Source organism: Candidatus Deferrimicrobiaceae bacterium (assembly GCA_035256765.1).
Taxonomy (GTDB): domain Bacteria; phylum Desulfobacterota; class Deferrimicrobia; order Deferrimicrobiales; family Deferrimicrobiaceae; genus CSP1-8.
In genome coordinates this window covers 1-19,842 of sequence record DATEXR010000194.1, presented here as the reverse complement: position 1 = coordinate 19,842, position 19,842 = coordinate 1, and the positions used below count along the sequence as shown (strand labels likewise).

At 63.4% G+C, this 19,842-nt stretch carries 23 protein-coding genes and 1 tRNA gene; 13 read left to right on the top strand and 11 right to left on the bottom strand.

What is annotated here, in order from left to right; all coding sequences use genetic code 11:
• On the top strand, window positions 1-1,199 hold a 1,199-nt coding region (locus tag VJ307_06615), incomplete at its 5' end, for an ammonia-forming cytochrome c nitrite reductase subunit c552 (protein ID HJX73813.1).
• 872 nt (window positions 1,200-2,071) lie between these two features.
• On the opposite strand, the gene VJ307_06610 is transcribed toward VJ307_06615, so the two are convergent.
• The 3 genes from VJ307_06610 to VJ307_06600 all read right to left on the bottom strand — a co-directional run bounded on the left by VJ307_06610 (window position 2,072) and on the right by VJ307_06600 (window position 4,840).
• The gene (locus VJ307_06610; GenBank protein ID HJX73812.1) at window positions 2,072-2,542 is read right to left on the bottom strand and encodes a CAP domain-containing protein; all 471 of its coding nucleotides are present in this window, start codon (window positions 2,540-2,542) and stop codon (window positions 2,072-2,074) included.
• 559 nt (window positions 2,543-3,101) lie between these two features.
• Window positions 3,102-3,650 carry a DOMON-like domain-containing protein gene (locus VJ307_06605; GenBank protein HJX73811.1) on the bottom strand — a complete coding sequence of 183 codons (549 nt, stop codon included), beginning with the start codon at window positions 3,648-3,650 and terminating at the stop codon, window positions 3,102-3,104.
• 38 nt (window positions 3,651-3,688) lie between these two features.
• On the bottom strand, window positions 3,689-4,840 hold the full coding sequence (locus VJ307_06600; protein HJX73810.1) for a DUF1343 domain-containing protein: 1,152 nt from the start codon (window positions 4,838-4,840) through the stop codon (window positions 3,689-3,691).
• Window positions 4,841-5,389: 549 nt separating this feature from the next.
• Between VJ307_06600 and VJ307_06595 the strand changes: the two genes are divergently transcribed.
• The gene (locus tag VJ307_06595) at window positions 5,390-6,274 is read left to right on the top strand and encodes a CsgG/HfaB family protein (GenBank protein HJX73809.1); all 885 of its coding nucleotides are present in this window, start codon (window positions 5,390-5,392) and stop codon (window positions 6,272-6,274) included.
• Window positions 6,275-6,281: 7 nt separating this feature from the next.
• Here the strand turns inward: VJ307_06595 and VJ307_06590 are convergent, their stop codons facing one another.
• The gene (locus VJ307_06590) at window positions 6,282-6,716 is read right to left on the bottom strand and encodes an OsmC family protein (GenBank protein ID HJX73808.1); all 435 of its coding nucleotides are present in this window, start codon (window positions 6,714-6,716) and stop codon (window positions 6,282-6,284) included.
• An 18-nt stretch (window positions 6,717-6,734) separates the two neighbouring features.
• Window positions 6,735-7,928 (bottom strand): phosphoglycerate dehydrogenase, encoded by a 1,194-nt coding sequence (gene serA / locus VJ307_06585; protein ID HJX73807.1) that lies wholly within the window; start codon window positions 7,926-7,928, stop codon window positions 6,735-6,737.
• A gap of 187 nt (window positions 7,929-8,115) precedes the next feature.
• Between serA and VJ307_06580 the strand changes: the two genes are divergently transcribed.
• Genes VJ307_06580 through thiD form a run of 5 tightly spaced genes read left to right on the top strand, consistent with a single transcriptional unit; the run spans window position 8,116 to window position 12,400 of the window.
• On the top strand, window positions 8,116-9,177 hold the full coding sequence (locus VJ307_06580) for an AIR synthase family protein (GenBank protein HJX73806.1): 1,062 nt from the start codon (window positions 8,116-8,118) through the stop codon (window positions 9,175-9,177).
• 12 nt (window positions 9,178-9,189) lie between these two features.
• Window positions 9,190-9,876, top strand: coding sequence for a thiaminase II (gene tenA / locus VJ307_06575; GenBank protein HJX73805.1), 687 nt, complete (start codon window positions 9,190-9,192; stop codon window positions 9,874-9,876).
• An 18-nt stretch (window positions 9,877-9,894) separates the two neighbouring features.
• Window positions 9,895-10,539, top strand: coding sequence for a thiamine phosphate synthase (gene thiE, locus VJ307_06570; GenBank protein HJX73804.1), 645 nt, complete (start codon window positions 9,895-9,897; stop codon window positions 10,537-10,539).
• Window positions 10,540-10,577: 38 nt separating this feature from the next.
• Entirely contained in the window at window positions 10,578-11,606 is a 1,029-nt protein-coding gene (gene thiL, locus VJ307_06565; GenBank protein HJX73803.1) for a thiamine-phosphate kinase, read from the top strand.
• Window positions 11,603-12,400, top strand: coding sequence for a bifunctional hydroxymethylpyrimidine kinase/phosphomethylpyrimidine kinase (thiD, locus tag VJ307_06560; protein ID HJX73802.1), 798 nt, complete (start codon window positions 11,603-11,605; stop codon window positions 12,398-12,400). The genes thiL and thiD overlap by 4 nt, the downstream gene beginning before the upstream one ends.
• On the opposite strand, the gene VJ307_06555 is transcribed toward thiD, so the two are convergent.
• The 5 genes from VJ307_06555 to VJ307_06535 all read right to left on the bottom strand — a co-directional run bounded on the left by VJ307_06555 (window position 12,401) and on the right by VJ307_06535 (window position 15,484).
• Window positions 12,401-13,030: a class I SAM-dependent methyltransferase gene (locus VJ307_06555; GenBank protein ID HJX73801.1), complete on the bottom strand. Its 630-nt coding sequence runs from the start codon at window positions 13,028-13,030 to the stop codon at window positions 12,401-12,403. It lies immediately after the preceding gene.
• A gap of 282 nt (window positions 13,031-13,312) precedes the next feature.
• Entirely contained in the window at window positions 13,313-13,579 is a 267-nt protein-coding gene (locus tag VJ307_06550) for a YkoF family thiamine/hydroxymethylpyrimidine-binding protein (GenBank protein HJX73800.1), read from the bottom strand.
• 83 nt (window positions 13,580-13,662) lie between these two features.
• Window positions 13,663-14,121 carry a cytochrome c gene (locus VJ307_06545; GenBank protein HJX73799.1) on the bottom strand — a complete coding sequence of 153 codons (459 nt, stop codon included), beginning with the start codon at window positions 14,119-14,121 and terminating at the stop codon, window positions 13,663-13,665.
• A 198-nt stretch (window positions 14,122-14,319) separates the two neighbouring features.
• Window positions 14,320-14,529: a CsbD family protein gene (locus tag VJ307_06540; protein ID HJX73798.1), complete on the bottom strand. Its 210-nt coding sequence runs from the start codon at window positions 14,527-14,529 to the stop codon at window positions 14,320-14,322.
• 256 nt (window positions 14,530-14,785) lie between these two features.
• On the bottom strand, window positions 14,786-15,484 hold the full coding sequence (locus VJ307_06535; protein ID HJX73797.1) for an NAD(P)(+) transhydrogenase (Re/Si-specific) subunit beta: 699 nt from the start codon (window positions 15,482-15,484) through the stop codon (window positions 14,786-14,788).
• Window positions 15,485-15,766: 282 nt separating this feature from the next.
• Here VJ307_06535 and rph point away from each other — a divergent pair, with 282 nt between their 5' ends.
• The 3 genes from rph to VJ307_06520 all read left to right on the top strand — a co-directional run bounded on the left by rph (window position 15,767) and on the right by VJ307_06520 (window position 17,187).
• Window positions 15,767-16,489, top strand: a complete 723-nt coding sequence (gene rph, locus VJ307_06530; GenBank protein HJX73796.1) for a ribonuclease PH — start codon at window positions 15,767-15,769, stop codon at window positions 16,487-16,489.
• Window positions 16,486-17,091, top strand: a complete 606-nt coding sequence (rdgB, locus tag VJ307_06525) for an RdgB/HAM1 family non-canonical purine NTP pyrophosphatase (protein HJX73795.1) — start codon at window positions 16,486-16,488, stop codon at window positions 17,089-17,091. The genes rph and rdgB overlap by 4 nt, the downstream gene beginning before the upstream one ends.
• Window positions 17,092-17,110: 19 nt before the next feature.
• A tRNA-Pro gene (locus tag VJ307_06520) sits at window positions 17,111-17,187 on the top strand.
• Window positions 17,188-17,525: 338 nt separating this feature from the next.
• Here VJ307_06520 and VJ307_06515 read toward each other — a convergent pair.
• The gene (locus VJ307_06515; protein ID HJX73794.1) at window positions 17,526-18,098 is read right to left on the bottom strand and encodes a transposase; all 573 of its coding nucleotides are present in this window, start codon (window positions 18,096-18,098) and stop codon (window positions 17,526-17,528) included.
• A gap of 387 nt (window positions 18,099-18,485) precedes the next feature.
• Here VJ307_06515 and VJ307_06510 point away from each other — a divergent pair, with 387 nt between their 5' ends.
• The 3 genes from VJ307_06510 to VJ307_06500 are packed head-to-tail and all read left to right on the top strand — an operon-like array spanning window position 18,486 to window position 19,474.
• Window positions 18,486-18,698, top strand: a complete 213-nt coding sequence (locus VJ307_06510; protein HJX73793.1) for a hypothetical protein — start codon at window positions 18,486-18,488, stop codon at window positions 18,696-18,698.
• A 40-nt stretch (window positions 18,699-18,738) separates the two neighbouring features.
• Window positions 18,739-19,065 (top strand): nucleotidyltransferase domain-containing protein, encoded by a 327-nt coding sequence (locus tag VJ307_06505; GenBank protein ID HJX73792.1) that lies wholly within the window; start codon window positions 18,739-18,741, stop codon window positions 19,063-19,065.
• Between the two features lie 7 nt (window positions 19,066-19,072).
• The gene (locus tag VJ307_06500; protein ID HJX73791.1) at window positions 19,073-19,474 is read left to right on the top strand and encodes a HEPN domain-containing protein; all 402 of its coding nucleotides are present in this window, start codon (window positions 19,073-19,075) and stop codon (window positions 19,472-19,474) included.
• The last annotated feature ends 368 nt before the right edge of the window (window positions 19,475-19,842 follow it).

Below are 19,842 nucleotides of genomic sequence, written 5' to 3'. Positions count from 1 at the left end.
TCGTCGACCACCTCATCGTGGACCGCGCGTACGGCGGCCGGTTCCAGGCGAAGGACGGCTGGGGGTACGTATCCATGCCGGGCCCCGTGAAGGCGTGGGACGTCCTCGTGGACCAGTATCCCGATACCAAGGAGCACAAGGCGTTTCTCCCCGAATCCGCCGCCGCGGCCAACCCCACCTGCATGCAGTGCAAGACGCAGGACACGATCCTCCAATGGAAGTACATGGGCGACAAGGACCCGAAGGCGAAATGGGACCGGACCTCCAATGTGGTGGAGTTCGTCCGGGACCTGAACAACGCGATGAACTGCTTCCTGTGTCACGACCCCCACGCCGCGAAGCCTCGGATCGTGCGCGACGGACTGATCCAGGCCCTGACCCGTCCCGAGAAGGACACGCTCTGGCACAAGGATCCCAAGGCCACGAAGATCGACGTGAAGGAGTTCCGCGGGGGTTTCCGCAAGATCGCCCTGCTGGAAAAATACGACGCGAAGCTCCAGTGCGGGCAGTGCCACGTGGAGTACAACTGCAACCCGGGGTTCGACTCCAAGACGGGCGAATACTCGATCAAGGCGACCGATCAGCGGACGAACCACTTCCCGTTCAAGAACGTCCTCGCGATCTACGACCATTACAACGAACTGGGTTTCCGCGACTTCAAGCACGGCCTCACCGGCGGCCTGCTGTGGAAAGCGCAGCACCCGGAGGCGGAAACGTTCTGGAACTCGGTGCACGACAAGGCGGGGGCAAGCTGCAACGCCTGCCACATGCCGAAGGTGAGGAACGCCAAGGGGAAGGTGTACACCTCCCACTGGCAGACCAGCCCCCGGAACTACCTGAAGCAGACGTGCCTTACGTCGAAGTGCCACCCGAACCTGACGGAGGCCCGGGCGGCGTACGAGATCGACTCCGTCCGCAACTTCACCAAGGGGAAGATGCGCAAGGCGGAATTCTGGCTCGCCGCCCTCATCGACAAGATCGTGGAGGGAAGGAAGGCGGGGCTTCCCGCCGAGGTGATCAAGGAGGCGCAGGAGCAGCACCAGAAAAGCCACGTCCTGTGGGAGTGGTGGACGGCGGAAAATTCCGACGGCTTCCACAACCCTTCGCTTGCGCGCGAGTCGCTGACCCGTTCCGTGGAAGAGTCCCGCAAGGGGATCAAGCTGATCTCCGACGCAATGGAGAAGACCGCGGCGAAATGACGATCCCGGGGGCGGCCCGCGGAGGGCCGCCCTCCGGCCTCAATTCCGTTTGGAATACCAGTTCATTGCTACGGGGCCTATTCCAACGCCCACCGCGGAATCGCACGTCGGCGCGAAGCGTACTTCTTGTGTGACCCGGCCCTGGAGGTCTCCCCCGGAGGCGGATCCGAGGCGGAGCCGCCTGACAAGAGCGACTGGATCCGTCAAAGACGCCGTTCCTTAAGCGCTTCTGATCCGGCACGTCTTTCGAGGCGGACCCGCTGCTATGCCTCTGCGGGCCCAGCCGGAAGGTTGTCGTATCGATCCGGTTTGAGACCGATCATCCATCAGGGGCTCTCCCCGCGACATTCCCCGGGTCAAAAGGTCCACGCGCCCCCTTCGTCAAACCGGATCCCGGAGGGACCGGGGTCCGGTCCCGTCGTCCCCGGCACGGAAGAATGCACCGATACCCCCTCGGGGGCCGGCGGCACGGCCGGCCACGCCTCCTCGGTGATTCAGAGGAAGACGAAGGTGAAAAACATCAGGGCGACGAGAAACGTCCCGACGATCCCCTCGCGGTATCCCGTTCCCGTTCCCCTTTTCCCGACCCGCTCGTTCATGACGATCCTCCTTCCTCCCGAAGATTAGACGCCGGCTCGCCGGGAATCGTTCCCGGAATCGCCGCGTCATCCCCTCCGGACGAAGGTGCCGTTCCGCTGGCTTACTATTACGCAGCCTATTCCAACGCCCACAGAGGCATGGCGCTCAAGCGGGAAGCCTTCCCTGAGGACCCGGGGGTCGAAGGCGATGTCGTGGGGAGAGAATGCGGGTCGTGGGCGTTATCACCGAACTCTCGGTAGTGGCCCGCACCTGCGGCTGGACCGCAAAGCTCCCTATGTCTTCCTCCTCACGAAGATCTGCGTGTAGTAGTAGCGGCCCCGGACGTCGCGGGCGATTCCCACTCCCGTGAGGTCGTAACGGCCCTCGATGTTTTCCCGGTGTCCCCGGCTGCCCAGCCACCCGGACAGCGCGGCCCGCACGGTTTCGGAGGGCGGGTAGTCGTTGATGCCGACATTCTCGGCCATGCTGCTCCACGGGATCATGTTCGTGATATCGCGCTTCCTCGATTCGAAGCGCTCGTGGCCTGCCGGGACCCGTCCTGCCGCCATGTCCTCGCTGTGCCGGCGGGCGACCGCTGCGATCCGGGCGTTGTAGGCAAGCGGGGAAAGCCCCATGGCCCGGCGATGGTCATTGACGAGTTCGTGCGTGCTTGCTTCCAGCCCCTGGGCAGCGGCGGCGGTCGGAGGTTCCGGCATTCCTGCCGGCGCGGAGCGTAAAACGGCGCACAGGAAGGTAGCCGTCAATAGCAGCCAAGCGCGGGGGAAGCCCGGGCGTCCTGCCGTGCGATCCAAGCCGATCCGGTTCACCATTCACACGTTCCACCAAATTATGGGTGAATCTCTAACCAAATTATGGTGCAAGTCTTCCGATTGCTGCAAGGGCACGAATCATGTCGGGGCCGACACGAATCAGATCGTTGAACGTTGGATTCTTCATCCCCCCCGTGGATGGGGAGGCCGGTATGTCGACAGGACTGCGGAGTCGCGTCGGAGCCCGAAAGACAGGCGCCCGCCTTCTCGTTCCGCTGACGGTACTCTTTACCGTCTGGTTATTTCCCGGCGCCACCCGGGCCGAATCCGATCTTCCCCTCTTCGACGCTCACGTCCATTACAACCGGGAAGCCTGGGAGGTCCTGCCGCCGGAAGCGGCGATCACGATCCTGGATCGTGCCGGGGTGGCCCGTGCCCTCGTATCGAGCACGCCCGACGACGGCACGCTGCGCAAAGGTCATTGGGCGGCAGGAACACGGCGATGCCCATCCCGCCGCAAGCCCTGCGGGAAGATTCGACCCCGGATACGCTCTCACTCCGCGGGGATGCTCAATGCAAACCCGTCTCTCCGGTGAAAGTCCGGCCGGGGGCCGGGATGGACCAGCGCCCAGTGGCTTGTTTTGCCCGTAACCGTCCTGACGACGGCGCCGACGGCGATCTCGATGGTTCTGCCTGCCGGGATGATCTTCCCCAGTCCCACGTCCAGGGAAAGCCTCAAGGCCTCCGGTTCCGTCCGAAGGCGGAAAGGGAGCGACGAGAAAGCCGGCTCCTCCCGCATCTCCTTCCTGCAGGACGCGAACCGGTACACATTCCAGTGCCCGGCCGGCGAGAGATTGAATTCCCAATAGCGTTCGGATCCCTCTTCCCCGAGAAAGAGCTCCAGGCAGGTATCTTCCCAGAGGCGGTTCCTCCTTCGCGGCGGCTCTCCCGGCGCGGGAATCGAGATTTGTGACAGATTGCCGAGGAGCGTGTAGCCAAGAGACAGGGTATTCACACGCCGCCCGATCGTTCCCGTGATCTTCCAGGCGGGCCCGTTTCCCTCTCCCGGGAAAGGGAACAGGGAAAAGCTCCGGGGGTTCATCGGATGTCTCGTTGTCCAGGGCCGTCAGACGCCGCCCGTCACGGGTCGTATCGAAGGTGCCGGGCGCGCCGCTTTGCGAATGCCCGCTCCTCGCGGGCCCACGCCGGCGCGAGGTCGCGCCACCCCCGGCCGCGCCCTAGCGCCTCCCGTTCTCGGGCCGAGCCGCACAGAAGGTCGAAGGCGGGAACATCCTCCACGAACTCGTAGGTCTTGGTCCGCCATCGGAAACGCCTGGGATCCTGGGCGCGGGCCGCAGCGACACAGGCCACGCCGGTCCGGAAAGGACGAAACGCCTCGCGGTCGACGACGACGACCTCGACGCCGTGGCAGCGCGCCCCGGCATGCTTGTCCCAGGTCGGCACGAAGCTTGCCGGCCGGAACCGGACCCCCGGCAGCCGATCGGCCGCAAGCGCTTGAGCCAGCCGGCCGCCGTCGAGCCACGGCGCCCCGAACAGCACGAACGGCCGCGTGGTGCCGCGCCCCTCGCTTACGTTCGTGCCCTCGAGGAGGCACATTCCGGGGTAGACGAGCGCCGTCTCCGGCGTCGGCATGTTGGGCGAGGGGAAGACCCACGGAAGCCCCGTGTCACGTTGGTGCATCCCCCTCCGCCAGCCGCGGCAGGGAATCACCGTGAGCGAAAGGTCGAGCCGCCGCTCCTCCCGGTACAGCCCGGCCAGCTCGCCGACGGTCATGCCGTGGCGGACCGCCACGTCGTGCACGCCGCAGAAGCTCTCGAATCCGGGCGTAAGCGCCGGTCCTTCCACGGCACGCCCTCCGATCGGGTTCGGCCGGTCGAGGACGAAGAAGGGGAGCTTCGCGCGGGCCGCCGCCTCCATGCAGAAGAGCATGGTGGCCTGGTACGTGTAGTAGCGCGCCCCGACGTCCTGGATGTCGAAGACCAGCGCGTCGAGTCCGCGCAATTTCGCGGGATCGGGCCGAAGCGACGCAGGATTGGTTCCGTACAGGGAGTGAACCGGAACCCCGGTCCGCCGGTCGCGTTCGTCTCCCACGGCGGCCATGTACGGGATGTCGCCGCGGACGCCGTGTTCCGGGCCGAAGAGGGCGGCGAGCCGGACGCCCCGCACTTCCTGGAGCAGGTCCGCGGCATGACGCAGCCGCCGGTCCACCGCCGTGGGGTTGCAAATGAGCCCTACCGCGAGCCCACGCAGGGGGGCGTAGCGTTTTTCCACAAGAACGTCGAGGCCGGAAGCGACCCTCTCCGTTTGCCGACCGGCAACTCCCATAATCCAAGGAAGATACCACATCCGATGCAGAAGGGAGGGGAGAAGGCGGACCGGAGAGCGCAGCGGAAAGCCGCTATTTCCCGAAAATCTTCTTGACCGCCTCTTCCGCGCCCTTTGCCGCCTCTTTCCCGGGGGCGGCGAGTTTCTCCATCGCGATTTCCTCTCCCTGCGGGTACGTTCCGTCACGACGCCGCCTCGGCCATCTCCTTGAGGTATCTGCGGTTTTAATGCGGAGAAAAGCCTTGATAATATTACTATCGCCACCGTGCGCATTTGGCAAATTGCGGCGCGGTCGCCCCGCTTTTCCCTGGCACCCGTCAGGGTTCTCCCCGGGACCAGAAATAGCACCCTTTCGTACCCGGTCATGGGATGCTCCGGCTCGCCGCCCGGATCGAAGTGGATTGCCGAAATCTTTATGGCTATACTGAACCGGGACGTCGCCCGAAGCGTCTAAAAGGGGCGGTATGTCGACTACGGTTTTCCCGGGAGGGAAACATGAGAAGAGATGGGCATCCTGTTCCTTGGCTGGGGAGTTTCGCGATCTGGTGCGCCATGGTGATCGGTTCCGCCGCCTTGATCTTGCCTGGTTATGCAGGGTCGACACCCAAGCTGGGGGGAGGCGGGTCGGTAGCAACCGGCTCGGCGGGAGGTTCGGAAGCGCAAGGCGTGAGCAGCCAGCTGGAAAAATGCGATGAAACGCTGGGCACCATGGCCGTCGTGGAAGACCAGACGGCCCAATGGTATCACCAACTTTCCCAATACAAATTAGGTTCGACCATCCCTGTTTTACGAATCATGATTCAACAATCGAACTGCTTTGTCGTGGTCGAGCGCGGACGCGCCATGCAGAACATGATGCAGGAGCGCTCGCTGACCGAGTCGGGAGAGACGCGGGAAGGCAGTCAATTCCAAAAAGGGCAGATGGTCGCGGCCGACTATACGATGAGCCCGAACATCACCTTCAGCCAGAAGGGGACCTCCGGCGTGGGAGGAGCCCTGGGTGGTTTATTCGGCGGCGTCGGCAGGGTAGCGGGCATGGTGGCGGGCGGCCTCAAGGCCAACGAGGCATCCACCACGCTGTTGTTGATCGACAACCGCTCGGGAGTTCAGCTGGCGGCCTCGGAGGGAAGTGCGAAGAACTTTGATTTCAGCCTCTTTGGCGGTGCTGTCGGCGGCGGCATGTTCGGAGGCGCCGGAGGGTATTCCAATACGCCGGAAGGAAAGATCCTGATCGCTGCGTTCATGGATTCGTATAACAAATTGGTCCAGGCGACGCGCAATTACAAGGCGCAGACGGTAAAAGGAGGCCTGGGAACCGGCGGCAGGCTTGGCGTATCGGGCGGCTCGACGCCGGCTTCGAAGGAGATCCAGGGGAAATAAGAGGGCCTTACCCGAACGTCGGCTCCAGAATCACCTCCGTCCGGAGGGAGTTCGAGACGAGGCAGTTTTTCTCCGCCTTGTGGAGGATCTCCTCCGCCGGTTTGCGGTCCGCTCCGGGCCGCAGCGTGACCCGGGGGCGGACGATGATCTTCGTGAAGACGAGCCGTTCATCCACGAACTCGAGCAACCCCTCCGCCTCGCTTTCGTATCCCTCGAAGGCCAGGCCCGCGCGTCCGGCGAAGGCCAGGAAGGTCGTCATGATGCAGGAGTTCACGGCGGCGACGTAGAGGTCCTCGGGCGACCAGATCCCCTCGTGCCCCTTGAACTCGGGGGGGGTCGCCACCTCGACGGCCGGCTTCCCGGCCACGGACAGGGTGCCCTTCTTCTCGCCCTTCCACAGGACGGATGTCATGTACTTGTAGCTCTTGGGGCGGATCGCCATCTGTCGCTCCTTTCCCGGTCAGTAGACGAGGCGCGCCCGGATCGTGCCGGGGATCGCCTCGAGGTCCGAAAGGATCCCCGTGTTGCACGGGCCGTCCACGTCGATGATCGCATAGGCGATGGCCCCCCGGGTCTCCAGGTGTTGCCCGGCGATGTTGACGTTTCGTCGTGCGAACATATCGTTGATCTGGGCGAGCATCCCCGGGATGTTTTCATGGATGTGCGCGAACCGGTGGAGGTAGGTCTTCCCCATCGGGTGGTAGACGGGGAAGTTGACGCTCGAGACGGTGCTACCGGTGGCGAAGTACGACACGATGCGCTCCGCGACGAAGGCGCCGATACCCGCCTGGGCCTCTTCCGTGGAGCCGCCGACGTGCGGCGTCAGGATCGTGTTGGGCAAACCCTGGAGAACGGAGGAGAAAGGGTCCTTGCTGCTTTCCGGCTCCACGGGGTAAACGTCCACGGCGGCTCCCTTGATCCTGCCTTTCCGGATGTGACGGGCGAGTGCCTCCACGTCCACCACGAACCCCCGGCTCAGGTTCAGGAAGATCAGCCCATCCTTCATCGCCGCGAATTCCTTCTCCCCGATGAAATTCCTGTTGGACTCCCGCCCGTCGATGTGGACGCTGATGATGTCGGAGCGCGCCAGGAGCTCCTTGAGGGGGTACTTTCGGGCGTTCCCCAGGGAGAGTTTCTCCTCGATGTCGTAGTAACCGACCTTCATCCCGAGGGACTCGGCGAGGGTGGACAGCTGGGAGCCGATATTCCCGTATCCGATGATCCCCAGCCGTTTCCCCCGGATTTCGTGAAGCCCCTCGGCGGTCTTCGTCCAGCTGCCTCCGTGGAGCCTGCTGCTGCTCTCGAAAATCCCCCGCAGGAGCATGATCATTTCGCCCAGGGCCATCTCGACGACGCTTCGGGTATTGCTGTAGGGGGCATTGAAGACCGCAATCCCCTTCGTGCTGCACGCGGAGGAATCGATCTGCTCCGTCCCGATGCAGAATGCACCGATCGCCGACAGGCGCGGGGCCCGCGCAAGGATGTCGGGTCCGATCCGGGTCTTCGATCGGATCCCGAGGACGGACACGTCCCCGATCATCTGGGCGAGCGCTTTTTTCCCGGGATTTTGGGGGACCGCCTCCACCTCGAACCCCGCAGCCGCAAATACCGGGATTGCCCCCGGGTGGATGTTCTCCAAAAGGAGCGCCTTCATGCGGGTCACTATACCATCAACGTCGCCCGGATGGCTTCCGCTTCTGGCTTCCGCTTCTTGCCATCCGGACGCCGGAACGGGATAATGAAACCACGCCTTCCGGATTCCGATCCTGCCCCGCGGCTCATGGCGGCGACGGGACATGTCTTCCGGTTCCCCTTTTCTGACGGTTCGACAGGAGGATGACGTGAAAGCGCAGATGCCCGCCATCGGCAAGGTATCCTCGGAAATCTTCGATGAGGTCATCCTCCCCCGACTGGGCCGGAAGCGTCCGGAAATCCTGGTGGGTCCCCAGCATGGGGTGGATGTGGGGATCGTCGATCTGGGCAACGGAAAGGTGATGGTGACCACGACCGATCCGATCTTCGTCGTCCCCCCCTACGGATGGGAACGTTCCGCCTGGTTCGCCGTCCACATCCTCGCTTCCGATGCGGCCACCTCCGGGATCCGGCCGGCCTACATCACCATGGACCTGAATCTCCCCCTGTCGATGACCCGGGAGGACTTCGAGGCGCTATGGGCGGTGGTCCATCGGGAGTGCGACAAGATCGGCATGGCGATCATCACCGGGCACACCGGCCGCTACGAAGGGTGCGAATATCCCATGATCGGCGGGGCCACCGTGATCGGCATCGGGCCCAAAGACCGATACGTGACCCCAACGATGGCGCGGCCGGGGGATACCGTCCTCATCACCAAGGGGGCGGCCATCGAAGCCGCCGGCCTGTTCGCCGTCACCTTCCCCCAACGGGTGGCGGAACGATACGGGGAGAAGGTGGCCCGGGAAGCCGAGGAGATCTTCTGGCAGATGTCGGTCGTGGAGGATGCCCTCACCGCCGTGGAGGTCGGGGTGCGGGAAAACGGCGTCACCTCCATGCACGATGCGACCGAGTGCGGCGTATGGGGCGGCCTGTTCGAGGTCGCCCAGGCGTCGGGAGTCGGCATGACGATCGACAAGGAGAAGATCATCGTGCAGGACCCGGTGCGGAAGGTGTGCGACCTGTTCGACATCGACCCCTACACGTCGATCAGCGAGGGGACCCTGATTCTCACCTGCCGGCCGCACAAGGCGCAGGAAGTGGTCCGGCGGCTGGGCGACAAGGGAATCCTCGTCAGCATGGTGGGGGAGGTCGTGGATTCGCGGCAGGGGTTGCGATGTTTCGAACACGGGAAGTCCCGGGAACTGGTTCATCCCAAAGTGGACCCTTTCTGGGCCGCCTTCGGCAAAGCGGCATCCCAGGGCAGATAGGAGAAGAGATCCATGGCGAACGCCTCCTTTTCCCGGGAAATGCGGCAAAGGGCCGACCCCCTGTGGCGGGCGATTTTCGAGCACCCTTTCGTCCGAGGGATCGGGGACGGCAGCCTCTCCCGGGACCGGTTCGAATTCTACCTGAAACAGGATTACGCGTATCTGATCGATTTCAGCCGGGTGTTTGCGCTGGCCAGCGCGAAATCCCGGGTTCTCGAGGAGATGGGGACCTTCGCCACACTCCTCCATGCCACGTTGAACACGGAAATGGAGCTCCATCGGAAAATCTGCGCCGATTTCGGAATCCCGGCGGAAGAGCTTGCCAGGACCCGCAAGGCGATGATCACATCCGCCTATACCGGTTTGCTGGTGCGGACCTGCTACGAAGGCGACCTGTCCGACATCCTGGCGGTCTTGATCCCCTGTGCCTGCGGCTACGTGGAGATCGCGCAGAGGCTCGCATCGCAGGGGCTCCCGGACATCCCCCATTACCGGGATTGGATCCGGACCTATTCCTCCCGGGAGTTTCGTGTTTTTGCCGACGGGCTCATCGAAAAAATGGACGAACAGGCAAGCGATTCCTCCGCGCGGCGGAAAACCGGCTGGTATGAGCTTTACGAATCGAGCACCCGGTTCGAATACCTGTTTTTCGACATGAGCTGGAAAAAAGAGGAATGGCCCGCCGAGATCTCTTCCTAAGCCGGGGAGGTTCCCGCGATGACCGACAGGATCTCGATCGACCGTTGGCGGCTCTATCTCATCACGGACGCGCAGCTTTCCCGCGGGCGGTCCCACCTCGAGGTGGCGGAAGCGGCGATCCGGGGCGGGGCCGATGTCATCCAGCTGCGCGACAAAACCGCCTCCGGCGGAGCGCTTTACCAGGTCGCGCTCGCTCTGCGGAAGCTTACCCGCAATGCGAGGGTCCCTTTGATCGTGAACGACCGCCTCGATATCGCACTGGCCGTCGACGCCGACGGGGTCCATGTCGGCCAGAGCGACCTGCCCGCCTCCGTGGTGCGCAGGATCCTGGGACCGGGCAAGATCCTGGGGGTCACGGCGGAGACGGGAGAGGAAGCTCTCCTGGCGGAAAAGGACGGCGCGGATTATCTCGGGGTGGGCCCGGTGTTCGAGGCCCGGGGGACCAAGTCGGATGCCGGAGAGCCCCAGGGCCTGGAACAGATCGCGCGGATCCGCGGGGTTTCCCGGCTCCCCATCGTTGCGATCGGGGGGATCAAGGCGGAAAATGCCCGGCGGGTTCGGGAAGCGGGAGCAACTGCCGTGGCGGTGATCTCCGCGATCGTCGCGGCGGACGATATCGCACAGGCGGCAAGACAGCTGAAATCCGTGCTGGGCGGCGCATGAGACGGGCTCCTCCCAGAGGCCGCAAACGCGTGGGAGAGATGGGGGAGTTCACCCTGATCGACAGGATCAGAGACATTCTTCCCGCTTCCGGGAACAAGGATCTCCTGGTCGACATCGGCGACGATACCGCGGTGATCCGGATGGATAGACGGCGGGCGTTGCTTTTGACATGCGATATCCAGGTGGAAGGCCGTCATTTCCGGTTCGAGCAGATCACCCCCTACCAGTTGGGGCGCCGCGCCATGGCGGTGAACTTGAGCGACATCGCCGCCATGGGGGGAAGGCCCACGTATGCACTGGTTTCGTTGGGGCTCCCGGCCGCCTTCCCCGTGGGAAGCTACGACCGGCTGTTCGAGGGAATGCGGGATGAATTGCTGCCCCACCGGGCCCGGATCGTGGGGGGGAACCTGGCGCAGACCCGGGACTGCCTGATCGTGGACGTCACCCTGCTCGGGGAAGCCGATCTCTCCCGGGTCCTGACCCGCGACGGGGCCCGGGCCGGCGACCGGATCTTCGTCAGCGGGAAACTGGGGTCGTCCGGCGCGGGTTTCCAGGTGCTTTCGATGTTCGGGAAAGCCTATCCCCGAAAATACCGGGAGCTCGTCCGTCGCCACTTGTTGCCGACACCCCGGGTGGATCTGGGCCGGCGGATTGCGCGTTCCGGCATCGCCACTTCCATGATCGATCTGAGCGACGGGGTGGCCAGCGACCTGTTCCACATCTGCACCCGGAGCGGGGTGGGAGCGGAAATCGAGGAAGATCGGCTGCCGCTTCCGGGATATCTCGGGGAGATCGCGGAAAAAGCCGGAAAGTCGGTCCTGGACCTCGCCCTGCACAGCGGGGAGGATTACGAATTGCTCTTCACCGTCCCCCCCCGCGTACCGGCGGCAAAAGTGCGATCCGCCGCCGGCAGGTCGGGGGTTCCGGTCACGGAAATCGGGAAAATCGTGGGGCGGGACGACGGCTACCGCCTGGTGGATTCCCGGGGGAGAAGAACTCCGTTGACTCCCACCGGCTGGGACCATTTTACCAGGAAGCGGGAATCGCGGAAGGGGAGGGGACGATGAAAAGGGCGCTTACCATCGCCGGCTCCGACAGCGGGGGAGGCGCGGGCATCCAGGCGGACCTGAAGACGTTCATGGCCTTCGGCGTGCACGGAATGTCCGCGATCACCGCTCTTACCGCCCAGAATACCGTGGGCGTGCAGGGGATTTTCGACATCTCCCCGGAATTCGTCCGGAAGCAGATCGAAAGCGTCATGACCGACATCGGCGCCGATGCCGCGAAGACCGGGATGCTCTCCAACGCCGCGATCGTCAAAACGGTGGCGGAGGCGGTCCGCACGTTCCGGATTCCCAATCTGGTCGTCGACCCGGTCATGATCGCCAAGAGCGGCGATCCCCTGCTGGCCGAAGAGGCCCGCCGGGCGATCCGCGAGGATCTCCTGCCGCTGGCCACGGTCATCACCCCCAACATCTTCGAGGCCGAGGTGCTGCTGGGGAAAAAGATCGGGGACCTGGACGCCATGAAGGACGCGGCGCGGGAGCTGAAGAACATCGGGTGCCGGTGGGTGGTAGTGAAGGGCGGGCACCTGGACATCGAATCCCGGGCGATCGATGTGCTTTACGACGGGAGCGATTTCCTTCTGCTGCAATCACCCCGGCTGGAATCGAAAAATACCCACGGAACCGGATGCACCTTCGCCTCCGCCATCGCCGCCGGACTGGCCAAGGGGCTTTCGCCGCCGGAAGCCGTCAAGCGGGCCAAGGAGTATATCACCGAGGCGATCCGGAGCGGACTTGCGTTGGGAAGCGGCCATGGCCCCACCAACCATCGGGCCGGCGTCCACAGCAAATGGTGATCACTTGTCCGCCCGGACGACGACGAAGCAGCCCTCGCCGTGCCCTTCCCGGACCGGATCCGAGACGTCCATCCCGTTCGGGTCCCGAAAGATCGTCTGGCAAAAGGAGAAGGTTCGGAAGCCGGCGTTTTTGAGGAACGCCGCGACCTCCCGGGCCGAACGGAAGGTAGCATCCCGGTAGAACAGGTGTTCGCCCTTGTGCTCCTCGTACCCCTTCCCTAGGGGGCTCTCCCGGTCGATCAACCCGATCACAAGCGACCCGGCGGGCGCAAGAACCCGATACGCTTCCCGCATCGCCCCTTCCACATCGTCGAAGAAGCAAAGGGTTGTGACCATCAGCACGAAGTCGAACCGGCCTTCCCGGAAAGGGAGCGCTTCGGCCACCCCGCGGATCACCGCGATTCCCCGTTCCCGGGCGATTTTCCCCATCGACATCGACGGTTCGACGCCGATGGGGATCCCGAATTTCGCGGCGAACCTTCCCGTCCCGACGCCGATCTCCACGCCGGTTCCCCTTTTCGGCAACAGGCGCCCGATCGCCTCAAGCTCCGATTCGTAGGCGAACCGGTTCCGGGAGTACCAGTCGTCGTACGCGTCGGCGTGTTTTTCATAGGGCTCGATTTTCGCCATCCGCACTCCCCGCTCTGCAGCCTCGGAAGCCCCCGCTCCTTCGGCTTGCTGCGCTCTCCGGCCCCCACGAAATGGCGCGCACTCTTTCGGGGACCCCGGCTCGCGGGGGGCTTCCGCATCCGCTACGCTCGCGACCTGCGCCCGCTCGCTGCCGGTTCCGCTCACCGGGGACATTCCTGATTCATCTCCGGGATTCGGGAGAGGAGTGTCCCCGCCCATTCGCTCCACAGGCCGCTCTGCGGAACCCCCCCGCATCGCCCCGGGTCCCCGGGAGCCGAATGCCTACGCGAAAGCACTCTTGCCCGGCCGGGGACAGGCGTTCGACACCGTGATCACCATGACCGCGTGACCCTTTGCCGCGGCCCCGCGGAAGGCTTCGACGAGGGCTGGGAACACCTTCTCGTCGTCGCCCCAGACAAGGGTGCTCATCGCCCCGGTCTGCCTTTCGAGACCGTGACGGGCAAACGCCTCGACCACGGCGTCGATCGAGGGGGAGAGATCGTCCTGCCGCAACGGGTAGAGGCTCACTTGCGCGGTGATTCCGTACATGTCGATCGACCTCCTCTCGGCAAGCGTATCGCGCGGCAACCGGGGGATCGGCTTCCGGTCCCCGGCCCGGGGGGACTCCGTCCCTATTTCCGCTTGAGCTTTTTCCGCGCCTCGTGAACCTGTTTGGAGGTGAGATTTTTCCCCCGCAGGGCCTTGACCTCTGCGGAGGTGTATTCCTTGTGCCCCTTGAGGAGCATCTTGTCGTTTCCCCAGTTTGCCAGGATGTGGTTCAGCACCGCCGCGATCTCGTCGTCCTTGAGCTGGTTCCCGAAGGCGGGCATCGCCCCGTTGTACTTTTTCCCTTCGACCTCGATCTCGCCTTCGAGACCGAACAGGATCACCTGGACCGGGTAGGTCCGGTCGGCGTTGACCAGCTTGGCGGCGTGCCCGGCAAGGGGCGGGAAGACCCCGCTGATGCCGCTGCCGGTGGCCGCGTGGCAACTGGTGCACCGTTGGTAGACGGAAGCGCCGTCCGTCTTGGCCAGGGCGATCCCCGCAAGAGCGCACGTCAGAAAAACCACCCCCATCCCTGTCTTTCGCATGGCAGCCTCCCGTCCCCGCTACCCAAGCCGGGGTGTTTGGTATGCGTGATAGTTGACGATACCGCCTCGGGGAATCGGATGGCAAGAAAAACACCGGAGAAGCGGGGACAGGAATAAAAATCCGCTTTCCCCCCGAGGGGAAAGCGGACGAGGTTGGGCAGGGCCGGACCGAGGTACGGCCCGTGCCGTGGGTTCGGATCAGGCGGCCTTGTCGAACCCCTTGAGGAACTCGTCGAGCGCTTCCTCGACCCGGGCCTTCGTCATCCCGTACTTCTCCTCGATCTTTCCCACGAGCGCGTCGCGTTTCCCGGCGATCACCTCCAGTTCGTCATCGGTTAAGAATCCCCATTTTTCCCGGATCTTTCCCTTGTACTGTTTCCAGTTTCCGGAAATCTGGTCCCAATTCATGGGGTTTCCTCCTTCCCTTGGCGTCTTTTTGTCTTGGATTGCCTAGCCGGACTTGCCTTTTTTCATTATACAAAACGGCCGGGGGGAGGGCAAATCCCTACCCGAGAGGCGGTCGCTTGATCCCGTGCTTCCCGAACGCCTCGGTGGCGCGCACGTACACCACGTCGGTGCGGTGAAACTCGAATTTCCCCCGGAGGAGAGGGGAAGATCGGCGGCCCCCGGGAGGGGGATCCTTTTCCTTCCCGGATTTCTCCGATCAGAACTCCTTGAGCGCCGCGATCAGTTCGCCGATCGCCTTCTTGCCGTCCCCGAACAGCATCAGCGTGTTGTCGGCTGTGAACAGCGGGTTGGGGATCCCGGCGAACCCGGGGCTGAGAGAACGTTTCACCACCACCACGGTGCGGGCCTCGTCGACGTTGAGGATCGGCATGCCGGCGATGGGGCTTTGCGGGTCGGTGCGCGCGAGCGGGTTCACCACGTCGTTGGCCCCGATCACGAGGGCGACGTCGGTCTGCGCGAACCCGGAATTGGCCTCGTCCATCTCCTTCAGCTTGTCGTACGGGATGTTCGCCTCCGCGAGGAGGACGTTCATGTGGCCCGGCATCCTTCCTGCGACCGGGTGGATGGCGAACTCCACCTCGACCCCCCGCGACTCGAGAAGGTTGGCCAGGTCGCGCACCGCGTGCTGCGCCTGCGAGACGGCCATCCCGTATCCGGGTACGATCACCGCGCGCCGGGCCGTGTCGAACACCATCGCCACCTCCTCGGGGGAGGCCGACTTCACCCTTCCCTCGTAGATCTCCTCGCCCGGGGCCGGGTCGGTCCCGATCGTCCCCCCGACGCCCGATTCCACCACGACCGTGATCCCCTTCTTGACGAGCAGGGGGATGACGGCCGGCGTCAGGGCGACGCGCCGCTCCCCGGGGAACGTCTCTTTGGGAACTCCTACGATCAAGGAATCACCGTTCCGGTTCTAAGAAGTGGTTCGTTTCCAAAATGCGCCCACGAAAAAGGGAAAAAGCGTCAAAATTCTTGGGCGAAAGCGGGGAGAAAAGTAGGTTTTTCCCCCGAATAATGGTTTCCCGGAACGTTTTTTTCCCGGATAATCGAAGGAACCGGGATACGAAACCCCGATTTCGGCTTGCCGGCCGGCGTGTGCGCCCGGCCCTTGCGCCGGTCGTCAGGACGAATCGTTCTCCGGGGAGTAAGGGGAGCGGGAAAGAGGCGGAGAAAAGGGATGCGCACAAACAGGAGGAAGGCGGGAGATCTCCGGCCGATTCGCGTGACGCCGGGGGTGCAGAAGCACGCCGAGGGGTCGGTGCTGTTCGAACTGGGCGAGACGAAGGTGATCTGCGCGGCTTCCGTCGAGGAACGCGTCCCGCCCTTCCTCCGGGGGTCGGGGAAAGGCTGGGTGACCGCCGAATATGCGATGCTGCCGCGTGCCACGGACACCCGCAGCCCGCGCGAGGGACGCACGGGGAGGGTCCAGGGCCGCACGCAGGAGATCCAGCGGCTGATCGGCAGGTCGCTTCGGGCTGTGGTCGACCTTGCCTCCCTGGGCGAGAGGACGATCACCGTCGACTGCGATGTCCTCCAGGCGGACGGCGGGACCCGCACCGCCTCGATCAACGGGGCATGGATCGCCCTGTGGCAGGCCTGTTCCCGGCTGGCCGGAAGCGGGTCGATCCCGGGAAATCCGGTCCGGGAACCGGTGGTGGCGATTAGCGTGGGGATGTGCGGCGGACGTGTCCTGGTGGACCTCGATTACGCGGAGGACTCGGCTGCGGAGGTCGACATGAACATCGTCATGACGGGAAGCGGGAGCCTGATCGAGGTGCAGGGGACGGCGGAGGGGAAGCCGTTCACGCGGGAGCAGCTGGACGGGATGCTCGAGGCGGCGGTGCGCGCCGGGAAACGGATCCTTGCGCTCCAGAAAGAGTGGATGAGGGAAAAGCGGTGAAGCTGCTGATCGCTACCCGCAATCGGGGAAAGATCAACGAGATCAAGGCGTTGCTGGGGTTGGGGCTGCAGAGGAACGTCGAGATCCTGACGCTGCCCGACCTCCCGAGCGTAACGGAGCCGCGCGAGGCGGGAAAAACCTTCGCGGAGAACGCGAGGAGCAAGGCGCTCCATTACGCCAAGGAGTGCAATATCCTCTGCATCGCGGACGACTCCGGGCTGTCGGTGGACGCGATAGGCGGCCGGCCGGGCGTCCGATCCGCCCGGTACGCGGGCGAGCAGGCGACCGACGAGAAAAACAACGCGGTGCTTCTCTACGAACTGAAACCCGTTTCCCGGCCGTGGACGGCTGCGTTCCTCTGCGCCGCCGCCGCCGCCCTCCCCTCCCGGGTGATTGCGGAGAGCACCGGGCGCGTCGAGGGGGAGATCGTGCCCGTCCCGCGCGGAACGGCCGGTTTCGGGTACGACCCGATCTTTCTCGTCAAGGGGTCCGGGAAGACGATGGCCGAGCACACCCCCGAGGAGAAGAACAAGATCAGCCACCGCGGGCAGGCGATACGGCTCATCATCCAGGAGTTGCGCAACAGCGGGATGTTCGGGTAGCTTACTATGTTCGTAGAGTCGGGACGTAGCGCAGCCTGGTAGCGCACTTGCCTTGGGAGCAAGGGGTCGCCGGTTCAAGTCCGGCCGTCCCGACCAGTCTTTTCCTGCAGTTGCATGTTTGCCGTGATTGCCTTCTGTCGCAATGATTACCAAAATCTTACCAGCATTTTCCCGGTTTCTGGATTGGGTCTATAGGAAGTTTCTTTTTTAGCTGTCTCACCAGGAGGATCCTTCCCCCTTGGCCGGCTGTCGTGATTCTGTGGCCGGGTCGGTCTGTCCGACATCAATAACTCCGCCGCTCCGCCCGCCGCTGCTTCCGACAACCTTTCGCCGTCGGTATACCCACCATGGGACGGGGATCAACCCGAAACCCGCGCATACGTCGGGCGTGGAGGTGAAAGGGGTGGATGGGGGAAGTCCGGCCCCCGGTCGCCTTACTGCGGTCCGAAAGTCCTTGGGAACGGGTCGGGGCAGAAATCATCCAACAGCGGCGGCGACCGCCCCGGAAGTTTCAGGGGGTCGAAGCGTCGCCCGATGTGGTCGAGTATCTTTCGGATGACAGGGGCCTGGGTGATGAAGCCCACGACGCGCATCCGCTTGCCGCAAGAGCACAGGAGGGGGTCGACCTCGTAGACACGCAGGATGAGACGCGCCCACGATTTCCGGCGGGCCGCAAGCCAGGCACTGTCAGGTCGCGGAGGATCGGACGGCTCATACTCCGGTGGGACCTCGATGAAAGCCTCGCGTTTGTGTGCGATTCCGCGATGAGCATTCGAGTAGGCCCCGTAGTAATGGACGAGCTGGGTTCCCCGGTCGGGGATGTGGGAAGTCAGCCGGGCGATCCACTCCAGGGAGTCGTAGTCCCGGTGGCCGGACGACACCCTCTCTTCCCCGTGATCGGGGACGGTTCCCTTGGCGAGGTATCGCACCTTGGGTTCCTGGGCAGGATCGGCGCGGAGTCGGCCGGTTGCGGCGGGTCCCCGGACCATGTAGAGCCCGACGCGCAACGCATCCTCGATGTCGGGAATCTCCCGCCGGGATCGCGGTAATCGACACCATAGGAGACTTTCCCGGTCCAGGGATATGTAACCTTATAAACTCCCATGCTCAGCTTTCTCAGGCATAATTCTTCTTTATTCCGTATCCTTGCGGCGATGCGATTTGATAAACTCGGAAACCTCATGAGGATGAAACCGGACGGAGCGGCCAAAGACATAAGAGGGAAGTTCGCCACGCTGGGCCAATTTGTAGATGTAGACAACGCTGCAGCCCAGTATTTTCGCAACCTCCCCAGGTCTGATCAGCGACAATTGGGTATGTGGGGTCACTGGCGCTCCTTATTATCCGTAGGTTAAACAAATTATCCGAAAATAATCATTGCCTGTCAAGATAAAATGTTTAACAATCAAGCCATGAACAAGAAGGAACGTTTCTTGGGACTTCGTTTGACCGGGGCGCTGGCCGAAGCGCTGGAGGCTTATTGTGCCAAGGAGGAGCGCAGTCTTTCCTCCGCTGTCCGTTATCTGGTCGCGAAAGAGCTTGCGCGACTGGGTTATCTATCGGTGGAAAGCGAACCCAGGAAAAAAACGGAGGCCGGCGAGCGCTGACATTGAAGGCCCATAGTCGAGGCGAAACGCGAGGTGAAAAATGAAGGCGTCCGGTGTCCAGCGGAAGATCGACACCATGGTACGGCGGATCGTCAAACGGTTCGGACCGGAACGGATCGTACTGTTCGGGTCGCACGCCCGGGGAGATGCCGGGCCTGATAGCGACGTGGATCTTCTGGTCGTCATGCCGGTGCGGGGGTCAAAGCGGAACAAGGCAATCGAGATCGCGGTGGCGCTGGACGACATTCGGATTCCGAAGGATATCATCGTGACGACGCCTGACGAGTTTGCCTGGCGGAAGGAGATCGCAGGAACGATCGAAAAGCCCGCTGCACGGGAAGGGAAAGTGGTGTATGCCAGACCGTGAACGCATAATGCAAGTCGTTGGCGAATGGACGGCCAAAGCGGAAAACGACCTGAAGACCGCAACCCACACGCTGACCTTGGGCGAAGAATGCCCGACGGATACGGTATGTTTCCATGCGCAACAGTGCATCGAGAAGTCGATCAAGGCGTATCTTGCTTCGAGGAACATTGATTCCCCGAAGACCCATGATCTGGGCCGGCTCCTTTCGCTGATGCCGAAAAACGTCCGGCCGAAGCTCTCGGTTCCGGAGCAGCGCAGGTTCACTGTCTACGCGACGGAGGCGCGCTACCCGGGCGATTTCGAGGAGATCTCTCTGACCGAGGCGCGACGGGCGGTCGCCCTCGCTCGACGCGTACGCAACGAGATCGGCAAACACTTGCCTAAGGAAAGGAAGAAAAGAGGGGAGTGATGGATCGATCGATGTTTACCGAAAATTTACCAACACCTGCCTGTATAGCCGGTTTTCTCTATACTTCGTATACCGGCGGCACATTTGTAAGCGCTTGAAAATGTGAAACTTCAGTCGATACCGGCTTTTCCCGTAAACCTTTTCACTTGCCTTGGGAGGAAGGAGTCGGCGGTTCAAGTCCGGCCGTCCCGACCAGAATTTTCGGGTAGTTGTCGGCCGCCTTGCTATGGTCCGTAAGTCCTTGAGAACGGATCGGGGAAAACATCGTCCCACCGCGGAGACGACCGGCCGGGGAGTTTCAGGGACCTTCGCGCCGCCCGATTACGTCATTCTTGTTCAGCGAATATTTTGCCGATGTTGCGGGCTGT